A 13,670-nucleotide genomic window follows, 5' to 3' on the forward strand; every position below is an offset into this window, starting at 1 on the left:
TTTCATCATGAAGAGTTGTGTAACTCCATTTAGCATACATGAATAATTTAAGGCAGGAATATCTAGCCAACCACATCTTCTTGGTCGTCCTGTGGTGGCTCCAAACTCATTTCCGAGTTTCCTAAGCTCTTCCCCTTCCTCATTGAAGAGTTCTGTTGGGAATGGCCCGCTTCCTACTCTAGTACAATAGGCCTTGAAGATTCCGAAAACTTCGTTGATCTGGTTTGGTGCTATTCCTAATCCTGTACAGGCTCCAGCTGTTGTAGTGTTTGAACTGGTAACAAAGGGATAACTACCAAAATCAATGTCAAGCAATGTTCCTTGTGCGCCTTCGGCTAAAATATTCTTTCCAGATTTTAATGAATTATTAATGAGATATTCAGTACTTATGATTCGGAACTTCCGAATCAATTCTAAGCTTTTGAAGAATAGCGCTTCTTGATTGTGAAAGTCATTGTCTAATTCAAGAGTTGATAATAATGAAAGGTGTTGCTTTTTCAATTTCTGATACTTCTGATCAAAGTCCTTCTCTATTATATCACCTATTCTAAGTCCATGCCTTCCAATCTTATCTTGATAAGTAGGCCCTATTCCTCTTAGAGTAGACCCGATCTTTTCCTCACCCTTTGCTAGCTCAAGTGCTTTATCAATAAGTTTATGTGTAGGTAAAATCAGTTGAGCTTTATTAGACAATACTAAAGTTTTGGTCGCATCAACTCCAAATGGCTCAAGATCCTTTATTTCTCTTGCAAATACTATTGGATCTATCACAACACCATTTCCAATAATATTTAATATACCTGGATGGAATATGCCTGAGGGTATTTGATGAAGCACGTGTTTCTTTCCATCAAACTCTAATGTGTGTCCGGCATTTGGTCCACCTTGAAAACGAGCTACTATATCATACTTTGGTGCGAGAAAGTCAACTACTTTACCCTTACCCTCATCTCCCCATTGAAGGCCTAAGAGTACATCTACTTTTGACATTGCTTATTATTTGATTTTTTGGAGTGCTTCTTCTTCCGTTTCCGCAATATTAAATATTGCTTGAAGTTTTGTCATTATTAATAGCTTATTAACATGATCAGATGGTTTAATTATATATAGATCTCCGTTCTTGTTTCTAAACTTGGTAAGCAGGGTGATCAAAACCCCGATACCACTACTATTTATATATCTGACATCAGAAATATTAAGCAGACAATGAGTAACACCATTTGCGATAGCATCATTTGCCAGCTCGACCACTTCAGGACCATTATTTTCTCCAATTAGATCTCCCTCGAAATGGAGTTTTAGCACTTTTTCATTTATCTCCTGGGTATACTTCATTTACTTAACTTATTGAGGCTGCTTTATTTTGACAATCTTCTTTTTGGCAACTTGCGTATAAAATCAACGAGTGATGCATGACCTTGAACTGTAAAAGTTGACCAACGGTAGTTTGAATATTTTGAATTCTCGGATCACAAAATTCGTGTACCTTATTGCAATCAGTGCAAATTAGGTGATCGTGTTGTCTAAATCCATATGCTCTTTCAAATTGGGCTAAATTCTTTCCGAATTGGTGTTTTGTAACCAGGTCACAGTCAACTAATAAGTCTAACGTATTGTATACGGTAGCTCTGCTCACTCTATAGTTTTTCTCCTTCATACTTACATATAGGGACTCAACATCAAAATGACCTTCTCTATCATATATTTCTTCGAGTATCGCAAAGCGTTCTGGTGTCTTGCGTAAATTCTTATTCTCGAGATGGGCTTGGAATATTTTCTTGACCTCATCCATTACATTCTGTCCCGACATATTGCAAATATAATTTAAGGTGTTCGATCAGTTGGTTCTACTGACCTTTACTACACCACTTACCTTTTCTAATTTTTTAACGAGTGTGTCAAGGTGAGATGTATCCTCAACATATAAGCGTATGATGCCCTCAAAAATTCCTCCTTCTGTATTAATTGACAGTGAGCGCATATTCACTTTCAACTCTTCTGATATTATATTAGAAACGTCGCTGACTAGTCCAAGTCTATCTGTACCTATTATAGAAAGCGTGGCCTCAAAAGAGTGCTTTCTAGATGATGCCCATTTTGCTTTTATTATCCTGTAACCGTAATTCGACAATAGCTCCGCAGCATTCGGACAAGTTGTTCTATGGATTTTTATTCCGTCACTAACGGTGACGAAACCAAAAACGTCATCTCCTGCTATTGGATTGCAGCATTTAGCAAACTTGTAGTCTATAATGTCAAGGTCTTCTCCTAGCAATAATAAATCGCTATCCGTCTTTCTAACTCTACTGAGTTTCTCTTCTACCTCTTTAGCACCTTGTATGCTATCGCTTTTTGATGTCTTGCTGTCAGCTTTTGCAAATGACTTGATAAGTGAGTGATCTATTTTGCCTGTACCTACTAGGTATAATAAGTCGGCTGGTGATTTTACATTGAAGTAGTGTGCAATATCTTCAAGAACTGTTTGTTTATATTCAATTTTTAGCTGCTTTAACTTTCGCTTGACAATCTCCCTGCCTTCATCTATAAATACCTTACGCTCCTCTTTGAGTGCATCTTTAATTTTAGATTTAGCTTTTGAGCTTACAACGTATTGAAGCCAACTTTCATTAGGTTTCTGTTTGCTTGAGGTTAGGATTTCGACTTGGTCGCCGTTTTTAAGTTCGAAGTTTAGTGGAACCAGCTTTTGATTGACTTTTGCCCCAAGACAATGCTCACCAATTTCTGTGTGTATATCAAAAGCAAAGTCGAGTGCAGTAGCGCCCTGAGGTAGGGTTTTTAAATCTCCTTTCGGTGTAAATACAAAAACTTCATCGCTATATAAGTTGGATCTGAAATCATCTACAAACTCAATTGCGTTACCATTATTTTGCTCAAGGATTTCGCGAACCTTGCCTATCCACATTTCAAGTCCCGTTTCATCTGACGACTTGCCGTCCTTATACTTCCAGTGAGCAGCATAGCCCTTTTCCGCAATTTCATCCATACGTGTTGTTCGTACCTGAACTTCAACCCACTGGCCTTTGTCACTCATTACTGTAGTATGTAAGGATTCATACCCATTAGCTTTAGGAATACTTATCCAATCTCTCAACCTATCCGGGTTCGGTTGGTAATAGTCTGTGACTAGGGAGTAAACTTGCCAGCAAAGTGCTTTTTCGTCCTTATAAGGAACGTTCAGGATTATTCTGATTGCAAAAAGGTCGTAAACTTCATCAAAGGGTACATTCTGTTTCTTCATCTTATTCCATATAGAATAGATGGATTTTGGTCTTCCTTTTATTTCGTATTCAACATTTAGCGAATTGAGCTTATCCTTGATTGGTCTGATGAAATTACGAATGAATTTATTCCTAGAATCTTTAGTCTCGTTTATATTGCCGGATATATCATTATACACCTCAGGTTCTGAATACTTGAGATAGAGGTCTTCCAATTCTGATTTAAATGCGTATAGGCCTAAACGATGAGCTAGCGGGGCATATAAGTAAATAGTCTCATTTGCAATCTTGAGTTGCTTGTTTCGAGGCATACTTTCCAATGTCCTCATATTGTGAAGACGGTCTGCGAGTTTTATAAGTATTACCCGAACATCGTCAGAAAGCGTCAAAAGCATTTTTCTGAAGTTCTCTGCTTGCTGAGAACTTCCCTGATCAAAGACGCCAGAAATTTTGGTCAGCCCATCAATGATGATAGCTACTTTCTTCCCGAATAATCTTTCAATATCCTCTAATTCATAATCCGTATCTTCTACTACATCGTGCAAAAGTGCTGCGATGATTGAGGTTGTGCCCAGACCAATTTCGGATATACAGATTTCTGCGACTTCAAGCGGGTGAAATATATATGGCTCACCGGATCGTCGCCTCATTCCGCTGTGCGCCTCCATCGAAGTATAAAATGCTTTCTTAATGAGTTTTGCATCCCCATCTTTAAGCACAGGCTTAGCTTTTCTCAAGAGGCGTCGGTAACGCCTGATTATCTCTTTTTTTTCTGATTCTAAATCTTCCTCTACGACCATAATAATTTTACAAAATTAAACCCTTGTTGAATCAAAAATATTACCTACTTTTGCCATCCGATTTTCAGAGCAAGAAAAAGTTCGAGCAATGAAATCTGCGGATGTGGCGAAATTGGTAGACGCACTAGACTTAGGATCTAGCGCCGCGAGGCATGGGGGTTCGAGTCCCTCCATCCGCACTGAAGAACAACCCTCTTTCCGAGACCCGATAAACGGGACGAGTAAGAGGGTTTTTATTTTATAAACATCAAACAATAGTACGTTGGATATAACTTTTGACAAAACAGAAAAAACACAAGGTGTAATTAAAATTAGCGTAAACCGAGCTGATTTTCAACCAGGTGTAGATCAAAAAATCAAAGAGTACAGCAAGACTGCTAACATTAAAGGGTTCCGTCAGGGAAAAGTTCCTACTGGAATGATTAAAAAGATGTATGGTAATGCTTTGATAGTGGATGAAATCAATAAGCTAGTTTCTGAAAAGCTAAACGCTTACTTGAGAGAAGGCGAAACACAGTTCTTGGGTGAGCCCTTACCAGCTGAAACTGACCAAGAATTTAACTGGGAAAATCAAGACTCATTTGAATTCAAATATGAGATAGGTTTTGCAGAGCCTTTTGACCTAAAGGTTGATAAGAAGGTAAAGTTGGAGAAATACTTTATCAATGTGGATGAGAAAGTGATCGATGAAACTATTGAGAACCTACAGCGTCAATTTGGAGAGATGGAAAATCCTGAAGTTTCATCAGATAAAGATACGCTCTACGGACAGGTGAAATCTAAGGATGGTGAAATAGACCAGGAAATTAGCATTGACCTAAGAGACGTTGAGAAAGGCACACTTAAGAAACTTGTTGGCATTAAAAATGGAGTTGAGGTTGAAATTGACATCAAAAAGAGCTTCAAGCACGAAAATGCTATAAAAAATCAACTTAGACTTAATGATGAAGAGTTCAAAAAGTTGAAGAAGTTGACATTTACTTTGAAGGCTATCAATCATTATAAATTAGCTTCAGTAAATCAAGAATTGTTTGATAAAACATTCGGTCAGGGCACGATAAAAGATGAGGCTGGTTTCAGAGATCGCGTGAAAGAGATAGTTTCTCAAAACTATTCTGCAGAATCTGATAAATTCTTTGATCATCAGGTAAGAGAAAAGTTAACAGATTCTGCGAAAATCAATCTTCCTGATGAATTCCTTAAAAAGTGGTTGATTCGGACGAATGATAATATTACTCCTGAACTCATGGAGTTGGAGTACGAATCATATTCAAAAGAATTGAAATGGTCACTTATCAGAAATCAGCTAGTAAAGAGCAAAGACATTAAGGTGGAGCATGAAGATGTTACTAATGAAGCTAAGGAACTCATCAAGAAGCAATTTGCAGGATCAGGAATGGGCAACCAGATGGATGATCAGCTTGATACTTTTGCTCAGAATTATTTACAAGGTGAAAATGGTGAGAATTATATGAAAGTTTTCAATCAAGTTCAATCCAATAAAGTCCTGGATCATGTGAAGAATGAGATTACGGTGAAAGAGAAAACAGTCTCACTAGACGAATTTAGAAAACTGTAATTTTGAACCAAATGGCATCATTTTAGGTTTTGAAGAAGTCCTGTACACAGGACTTTTTTATTTTTACACCTTATACTTTAACTTATTGAAATGATAAATACTGAGGAATTCAGAAAATTCGCTGTAAAAGGCCAAAATATAAGCGGAACAGCTGTTGATGGTTATGTCCAGCATGTAGAAAACATGACTAGAGCTGTAATCGAGGAGCGACCTACTAATTTCCGGGAAATCGATGTTTTTTCTCGTCTAATCATGGATCGTATTATTTTTCTCGGAATGCAGGTAGAAGAAAACATTGCCAATATTATTACTGCGCAATTGTTGTTTCTGGAGTCAGTAGATTCAAAAAAGGATATATTGTTATACGTAAACAGTCCTGGTGGCTCAGTATATGCCGGACTCGGTATGTATGATACTATGCAGTATGTGAATCCGGATGTGGCCACTATTTGTACTGGCATGGCTGCCTCTATGGGAGCTGTATTATTAGCAGGTGGAGCTGAAGGGAAAAGATCTGCTCTTCCACATGCAAGAGTGATGATTCACCAACCAAGTGGGGGAATGCAGGGTCAATCTAGGGATATGGAGATCACTCTGAAACAAATGCAAGAGTTGAGAAAAGATCTTTATGGTATTTTATCGAAGCATTCTGGTAAATCTTTGAAGGACATTGAAAAAGATTCTGATCGTGACTATTGGATGCGTGCATCAGAAGCAAAGGAATATGGCCTCATTGATGAGGTATTAGAAAAAAAATAAAATCATGGCTCAAGTTACTTGTAGTTTTTGTGGTAGAAATAAGAAAGATGTAGATCTGATGATATCAGGCATACATGCTCACATCTGTGATAAGTGTATTGCTCAAGCTCAACAGATCTTAAATGAAGAATTAAAAACTACATCTGAGAATGAAAGTCCAAATTTCAAGCTCATCAAGCCTGTAGATATGAAATCTCACCTTGATGAGTTTGTAATTGGTCAAGATGAAGCAAAGAAGTATATCTCTGTTGCAGTGTACAATCATTACAAGCGATTGATGCAAACAGTAGATAAAGATGATATCGTGATTGAAAAGTCGAATATCATCATGGTGGGTCAAACAGGTACAGGTAAGACTTATCTTGCCAGAACGCTTGCCAAGATTCTCCAAGTACCTTTCTGTATTGCTGATGCAACAGTCTTAACTGAAGCTGGGTATGTTGGCGAAGATGTTGAAAGTATACTTACCCGGCTTTTGCAGTCAGCAAATTATGATGTAGAAGCTGCTGAGAGAGGTATTGTTTATATTGACGAGATTGATAAAATAGCCAGAAAGTCAGATAATCCATCAATCACTCGTGATGTAAGTGGCGAGGGTGTGCAACAGGCATTGCTTAAACTTTTAGAGGGTACGACTGTAAACGTACCACCTCAGGGAGGAAGAAAGCATCCGGATCAGAAGATGATTAATGTAAATACAGAAAACATTTTATTTATATGTGGCGGAGCCTTTGATGGAATAGAAAGACATATCGCGAACAGGCTTAATACACGCCCTATTGGTTTCGCAAATGACAATGAATTTAATTCTGGTGTCATTGATAAGGATAATTTATTGCAATATATCACTGCCCAAGACATCAAAAGCTTTGGTTTGATTCCAGAGTTAATTGGGCGTCTTCCTGTTTTGACTCATCTAGATCCACTTGATACTGATGCGCTAAAACGAATTTTGACCGAACCTAAAAATGCGCTAGTCAAACAATATGCCAAGTTGTTTGATATGGAAGATGTTAAACTTGACCTCCAGGATGATGCATTGGATTACATAGTAGAGAAAGCAATGGAATTTAAACTTGGAGCTCGCGGATTAAGATCAATTTGTGAAGCGATAGTTACTGATGCAATGTTTGAGTTGCCGTCCAATAAGGAGATTAAGGAGATGGTAATAGACAGAACTTATGCTGCAGAAAAATTCGAGAAATCGAAATTCAATAAACTTAGAGCTGCTTAGCTCTTCACTTCTTCCATCCAATTCACAAGCGTTTGAGCTGCTGTTCTCACCACAGGTTGAGTGCCGATCTTATTTTTAAAGTCCTGATATGAGGCCAGCATTGAAGCACAGTATTCATGATTGTTCAATAGCAAATTCAGTTCTTCCTGTATCAAATCAAACTGGTTTGGCTTAAAATTTTTAACTACATTTTGACCTAAAATTTCATTGACGAGCGGCTTCTCTGTTTTTGTAAACCCCAAGAGGCCATGTTTACCTGAAATAGATATCTGAGGGCAATTCATAAATGCAGCTGCTATCGAGTCTATTTCTGAATCTACAATAACAGCATTAGAATTCTTTAATGTATCGAGCTTATTGCTATTCAGGTTCACATTTAAGGAATCAAGCTTGGATCTTATGACCTCATTAGCTAATGATGAATGAATATTCCACTGGCAGCTTTTGATTCTTTTTGAGAATATTTTTACAAAGTAAATCAGCCTATTCAGGTTCCTATGTTCACCAATTACAATGCCTATAACTAGTCCCTCAGAATCTGTTTGTGAAAACTCATATTTACGGATAGTATCATTAAGATAATGTCCGATGATTTCACTTTTTGGCACCGAATCATATATGGGTAAATCGACAAATGCTTTATCAAAAGACTTGAGAGCTCGACGATGTGATCGTATTCCTGTATTGTAGTTTGCCGTTTGGAGAAAATAACACGTCTTACCTCCTTGGTTCTTAATTCTCCTTATCAGATTACGATCAAATGATTCACCAATGACAACTAACAAATCAAATTTAATTGCCTGAATAAAGGTTGGTTTAATAGGACTATACGCGATTTCAAACTCTAACCCATCCTCAGATACTTTCGTAGTTTCACTATTGGAATTACAGTATATCTCTGCTCGAATATCGAAACGGCGAATTTCCTCCGTCAAAATTTCTGCGCAATCCTTGGATTCAGGAGAACTAGTTATGATCAAATAGTTCATTTATCTCCGTAATAATCAACGAAGTTCCTTGGCGTTTCGTAAAGTCGGAGGTGGTGTAAATTTGCTTTTGGAGCAATCTCCTGGATCTCGGGTTGCAAAATCTTCCAAAATTCAATAATCAAATTTTCACAACTGGCCATTTTGCCTTCCATAAAGGAAACATCCAGATTTAAGTTTTTATGATCAACCTTTTCCAAGATTTCTTCTTTTATGAGATTACTCAAGCGTTTTAGGTCAATTACGAATCCTGTTTCGGGATCAGGAACACCCTTTACGCCCACAATTAACTCAAAGTTGTGACCATGCCAATTTTCATTTGCGCAGGGTCCAAATATTTCAACATTCTTTTCCTTAGTCCAATTGGAATTATAAAGTTTATGAGCTGCGTTAAAGTGTTCTTTTCGATAAACAATTACCATGTGGCAAAGATAGACACGTAAAAAAAAAGCCCTTCAAAAGAAGAGCTTTAAATTTTATCTAAACTTGATTTTATCCAGATAGGCTTCAATTTCAGGAGCCTTTTTCATTTTCTTGAGCTTAGCTTCAATATCTTCGGTGTAATAGTTCTTCAACTTGATACCTTTTGAAACTACTGCCTTCATTCTGATATATGCGTTTCGCTCAGTGATATCACCAGCGTCCACTTTTTTCTCATAATATTTGTTTACTCTCCAAATTGCTTTGTGAAGAGAAGGCTTTATTACTTTCTTTTCTTCAACAGCGTATGCCCCTGTTCCCATTTCGTAGTAAACGAAATCGTTTTCAAATCTATTTAGGAGCATTGTAATAGTATCACCCAATACATGAGGACCAACATAATACCCTCTCTTGGTGGCATCTTCACCTAAACTGGTAGTACTTTTATTTAAATAAGTAACACCACCAGTTCCGTATGCTTCACTACTTCCTGAAAATCTTGCCTGACCATATAACGATATAGCGCTAGTGAATATGGCAACCAAAATCACACAACTTTTTTTATTATTCATTTTTGATAATTCTTCTTAATCGTTTTTTATAATTCTTCGTACTTCTTTTTTACCATCAAAATCTATACCGAGAAGGTATATTCCGTTTGTTAAGTTGCTTATGTTGATGGTATTTTTTGATTGACTAAAGTTTCCTTTCATAACAACCCTGCCCAATAGGTCTGATATAGAGTAATTTACTTCTTGCACATTACCCTTCATTTTCACAACGAGATTATGTGATGCTGGGTTAGGATATATGTCGAATCTACTTTGATTGTCGACACTTAATATTTGGCTTGATAAGACTTCAATCTCGTCAGTATAACTAGATCTATTGCCGCTTATTCCATCGGCATATAATCTATACCTGTAGGTATTTGCTTCTGTTAGAGTATCCCTAAAGAATATTACATTTCTATCTAACCGTTTATATTCTTCGAATTCACCTCCAGAAACTGCACGCTCAAGCACGTATGCTGTTTCATTGGTAGATCCATCAAACCAGCGAATTGTAGCAACCTTATTTTCCACTTTTGATAGTCTGAAATCAATTGGATTGCCAACAGTGAAATCTGGAGTAATGGTGATATTATCTAAAAAGATATTATTGCCATTTCTAGAAATATTCTTAAATGCAATTCGAGCGAATTCCAATTCTTCCGGCACCTCATATTTTATTGTCTTACGTTCCCAATCTGTAGTTGCAGGAACAAATGCATTTAGAATTGGTTCTGCTGTGGAAAGCTCTTCGCCACCTTCCCTCCAAATATCAATTTGCTTGGAGCCACATTGGGATGCCAATAGTAATTCTAGCGTATCGTATCTTGCCGGTATTGGCTCCGCAGGAGCATCATCCTGGGCAAGGTATGTATATGCCAAATCAAAAGAAATTGTAAATTCTCGAATCCCATCGGTATTGTAATTTCTTAGAATAAGAAAGTCTTCATTTCTATTCAAGTCTGTCTGATAATCAAAATTATTTAACCAAAAAGAACCAGAATTAGCATCTTCATCGACATCTACATCAGACCTGAAGTCAAAACTTAAAGCTCTGTCTGGATTTTCAATGCTGAAATCAGATGGAATTCCATCGTTTACAGGAGTAGAATAAGACTCACTTAAGGTATTTACAAGCGGATCAGTGATATTAACAAAAGTCGATCTCTCCAGAGTAGATATCTCATTCTGACTATTGGTAACTGTAAGTGAAACACTGAAAATTCCAGATTCATTATAAGTTATAACTGGATCTTCATCACTACTACTTGATGGAGTACCTCCTTCAAATGTCCATTCGTACGAGACAGCTCCAAAAGCATCACCATCGAAGGCAATTTGCGATCCTATGCATGTAGAGGGGTTATCGGCTGTATATTTAGCTGAGAAATTTTCTGTGGTGAATTTTAAATAGAATCTTCCATTTTCAAATCCCTCTCTTACACGATCAAATTGTTCTGGAGAAAAGTAATCTTGGCAGGCATCTACTGAATAGGCCATTATATTGCTTGGATCAGGGACATAAGTGTCTCCATTGGCATCTTTCGCACTACCTAAGTATGTACAACTACCATCGACCATACCACTTAAATTAGGATCAGCAGGTGTATCACATACATTATCCCCAGCCGTCAAGCAATTACTTCCGTCAACCAATTCATCGGTTGTACCAGTGTTGGTCTTACCATGTGTGTGGAATAATGTAAAGTAATGGCCAAGCTCATGCTCTAACGTGGTGCCATTCAATGTACAGCCATAAGTCGTAAATACTCTATCTGAACTAGGTGGAAAGCGTGTATATCCACATAGCGAAGAAGCTCCACTAGATAAGGATCCAGAGAAATAAACATTGATAACCCCTTGAATGTCATTGCCTGAGGCAACTGCTCCTTCATTCGCACTATTCAGATCATAGTTGTTATCATCAACAATAACATTCACTTCTCCTTGATGTTCAAATTCAATATTGGCACTGCTATAAAGATTATTTAGCTTGGTTATAATACCATTTAACTGAGTTTCAGTTAAACCTCCATCTCCTGATGTAGTCACAATGGTATGGAATTTGATCGGTATGACTACATCAGTAGCCGCAAGTGTTGTAAAATCTGCACTTGATCTTGTTGATGCAAACTGCTCCATAAAATCAAGACTTTCCTGTGTTACTACTGTACCACATTCCTGTGATTTACTTTCAAAAAGTATTACAAAGCTGATTAGAAACAATATTTTCCTCATGTCCATGTGTTTAAAACAAAAAATGAGCGCCGAAGTTCGACGCTCATTTATATATATCATCTAGTTAATTACTCAGGGAAGATATCTTCCATTTCATGGATTACTCCATTATTAGCCCAGATATCTGTAGCTATTAATCCAAGATTATTATTCGCAGGATCATCTGAATCAGTAACAACCACCGGCACTCCACCAATTAGTATCCAATCAATAGTTTCACCATTAAGCAATGTCTGCTCAGGAAGATCTGCTCCAATTATCAGTGCACTAGTTACTTCACCCGGTACCATCTGATTTTCTAGAAATGCAGTAAATGCGTCAGTCACTTCCACATCTTCGGCACCTCCTGCAGACAATGTATCCATATCTGCCGGATCTGTATAATCAAAGTAGAACGTAATCGCTGCGTTACTAACTGCATAGAACGTAACGTCAGCAGCATCAGCATCAGCATCCTTACCTGTAATTCGTAGCATCGCAGCCAACAAAGTATAACCTTGATCCTCAAGTACGTCAGTGATATCCTCCTCAGGAAGTGGCGTAGGATACGCTCCGGCAAACATTCTATTTCTGAAACCATTATAAGTACCAGTAGAAGACGAACTTAGGAAACCTTGATTATTCAAAGACCAAGTAACTCCATCACCAGTATGCTGCGTATAGAATTCAGAGCCATTTACCGAGGTTACCTTCACACCGCTACTAGGTCCTCCTTGGTCATCTCTAAATGGTTGAGAACCGTCGAAAGTATACGTTTCTAACCAATCTTGAATTTCATCACCGTCAGCAAAGTCTCCAGGAACTGGGTTTTCTGGATTACCGAAATCAAAATTTAAGATCGTAACTTGCTGATCAAGAGATGTGTAGTCGAGTGGTTCGGTTGCCGCATCGTTCAATGCTACCCAATCGCCTAGGTAATCTGCTATCACCTCATCAAGATCCAACACGACATCTATTTCATGAACTACACCATTATCTGCAGTGAAATTAGCTGAGTCTGAATCAATTTCAACACCGTTGTAATTAAATGCTCCATCGCTAACTACCCATTCCTGGAATCCATCTTCTTCAGCTCCAAGTAGCGTTACATACTTACCATCTGCAAATTCAGTTTGATAAGTTCTACTTGAAATAACATGGAACCTAAGGATACTGTCGACAACATTATCACTCAATCCTGCTAAAGTAGCAGCATCATATCCAGCTGCAGTAAACGCATCATCACTAGGAGCAAGAACTGTAAAGCTTCCTGCACCAGACAGCGCTGCATCCAATCCTACTCTGGTAATTAAACCAGATAGAGTGGCATGATTTGGTGAGCTATCGATGACATCAAAAACACTAGTCTCAGGAACTGAAAGTACCCGGCTAATGCCATGGATAACACCATCTTGGCTGTACAAATCTGCTTCAACAACTGTTGCTTTACCATTCAAACCGATGCTTCCATCGACTGAATACGTTGGATAGATATCCTTTCCACTTACCGCTGAGGTCAGAGATGCATCAGTCGAAGCAGAAGTAAATGGAGATGCCGTAATGTGGTATCTCAAAACTCTTGCTAGATCTGTTGCATTAATGTCGGTTACCGATGTGGCACCAACAGAGCTCAAATAGTTTGACATTGCTGCGTTAGTTGGTGCAAATACGGTTACTGTATCACTTCCAGATAACGCACCTTCGACGCCTGCGTGTGCCACAGCGTCAACAAACAGTGTAAAGCCCCTCAGCTCCAGAATATCTAGTGTGCTTAAATCAGCATAGAAGCTAGTATCCGAGGTACTTACATCAGGATCATAGTCCTTACACGCAGTAAATCCTACGACTATGGCTATTATATATAATAATTTAATCTTCATCATGT

General features: G+C 37.9%; 12 protein-coding genes and 1 tRNA gene (1 of these 13 running past the window's edge). 4 read left to right on the top strand and 9 right to left on the bottom strand.

The genetic code is table 11. From position 1 onward, the window contains the following. The 4 genes in view from ACL8WY_RS05895 to ACL8WY_RS05910 are tightly spaced (at most 27 nt apart) and all read right to left on the bottom strand, a layout consistent with a single transcriptional unit that may run on beyond the window. Positions 1 to 990, bottom strand: partial view of an adenylosuccinate synthase gene (locus ACL8WY_RS05895; RefSeq protein ID WP_436517497.1) — the 5' portion only. The gene continues 276 nt to the left of window position 1, outside the view; the window shows 990 of its 1,266 coding nt (coding positions 1–990); the start codon lies at positions 988 to 990; its stop codon lies off the left edge, out of view. A gap of 6 nt (positions 991 to 996) precedes the next feature. After that, positions 997 to 1,335: an STAS domain-containing protein gene (locus tag ACL8WY_RS05900; RefSeq protein WP_436517498.1), complete on the bottom strand. Its 339-nt coding sequence runs from the start codon at positions 1,333 to 1,335 to the stop codon at positions 997 to 999. A gap of 4 nt (positions 1,336 to 1,339) precedes the next feature. Then, a complete protein-coding gene (locus ACL8WY_RS05905) occupies positions 1,340 to 1,810 on the bottom strand; it encodes a Fur family transcriptional regulator (RefSeq protein ID WP_436517499.1) in 471 nt (156 codons plus the stop codon). Between the two features lie 27 nt (positions 1,811 to 1,837). Then, positions 1,838 to 4,039 carry a RelA/SpoT family protein gene (locus tag ACL8WY_RS05910; protein ID WP_436517500.1) on the bottom strand — a complete coding sequence of 734 codons (2,202 nt, stop codon included), beginning with the start codon at positions 4,037 to 4,039 and terminating at the stop codon, positions 1,838 to 1,840. A 97-nt stretch (positions 4,040 to 4,136) separates the two neighbouring features. Between ACL8WY_RS05910 and ACL8WY_RS05915 the strand changes: the two genes are divergently transcribed. From ACL8WY_RS05915 to clpX, 4 genes are all read left to right on the top strand, one after another. Beyond that, positions 4,137 to 4,218: transfer RNA gene (locus ACL8WY_RS05915), tRNA-Leu, on the top strand. Positions 4,219 to 4,301: 83 nt separating this feature from the next. After that, a complete protein-coding gene (locus tag ACL8WY_RS05920; protein WP_436517501.1) occupies positions 4,302 to 5,618 on the top strand; it encodes a trigger factor in 1,317 nt (438 codons plus the stop codon). A 90-nt stretch (positions 5,619 to 5,708) separates the two neighbouring features. Then, positions 5,709 to 6,377 carry a ClpP family protease gene (locus ACL8WY_RS05925; protein WP_436517502.1) on the top strand — a complete coding sequence of 223 codons (669 nt, stop codon included), beginning with the start codon at positions 5,709 to 5,711 and terminating at the stop codon, positions 6,375 to 6,377. A 4-nt stretch (positions 6,378 to 6,381) separates the two neighbouring features. Continuing rightward, positions 6,382 to 7,611, top strand: a complete 1,230-nt coding sequence (gene clpX / locus ACL8WY_RS05930; protein WP_436517503.1) for an ATP-dependent Clp protease ATP-binding subunit ClpX — start codon at positions 6,382 to 6,384, stop codon at positions 7,609 to 7,611. On the opposite strand, the gene ACL8WY_RS05935 is transcribed toward clpX, so the two are convergent. From ACL8WY_RS05935 to ACL8WY_RS05955, 5 genes are all read right to left on the bottom strand, one after another. Beyond that, positions 7,608 to 8,600, bottom strand: coding sequence for a hypothetical protein (locus ACL8WY_RS05935; protein WP_436517504.1), 993 nt, complete (start codon positions 8,598 to 8,600; stop codon positions 7,608 to 7,610). The two genes, clpX and ACL8WY_RS05935, sit on opposite strands and share 4 nt — an antisense overlap. Continuing rightward, entirely contained in the window at positions 8,597 to 9,019 is a 423-nt protein-coding gene (locus ACL8WY_RS05940) for a 6-pyruvoyl trahydropterin synthase family protein (protein ID WP_436517505.1), read from the bottom strand. Before ACL8WY_RS05940 ends, ACL8WY_RS05935 begins: the two co-directional genes overlap by 4 nt. Positions 9,020 to 9,073: 54 nt before the next feature. After that, positions 9,074 to 9,589: a hypothetical protein gene (locus ACL8WY_RS05945; RefSeq protein WP_436517506.1), complete on the bottom strand. Its 516-nt coding sequence runs from the start codon at positions 9,587 to 9,589 to the stop codon at positions 9,074 to 9,076. 15 nt (positions 9,590 to 9,604) lie between these two features. Next, complete coding sequence (locus ACL8WY_RS05950; protein WP_436517507.1) at positions 9,605 to 11,806, bottom strand: T9SS type A sorting domain-containing protein; 2,202 nt, start codon at positions 11,804 to 11,806, stop codon at positions 9,605 to 9,607. Positions 11,807 to 11,874: 68 nt separating this feature from the next. Then, complete coding sequence (locus ACL8WY_RS05955; protein ID WP_436517508.1) at positions 11,875 to 13,668, bottom strand: fasciclin domain-containing protein; 1,794 nt, start codon at positions 13,666 to 13,668, stop codon at positions 11,875 to 11,877. Positions 13,669 to 13,670 lie beyond the last annotated feature (2 nt).

Origin of the sequence: Ekhidna algicida, assembly GCF_051379705.1 — a bacterium.
Lineage (GTDB): Bacteria > Bacteroidota > Bacteroidia > Cytophagales > Cyclobacteriaceae > Ekhidna.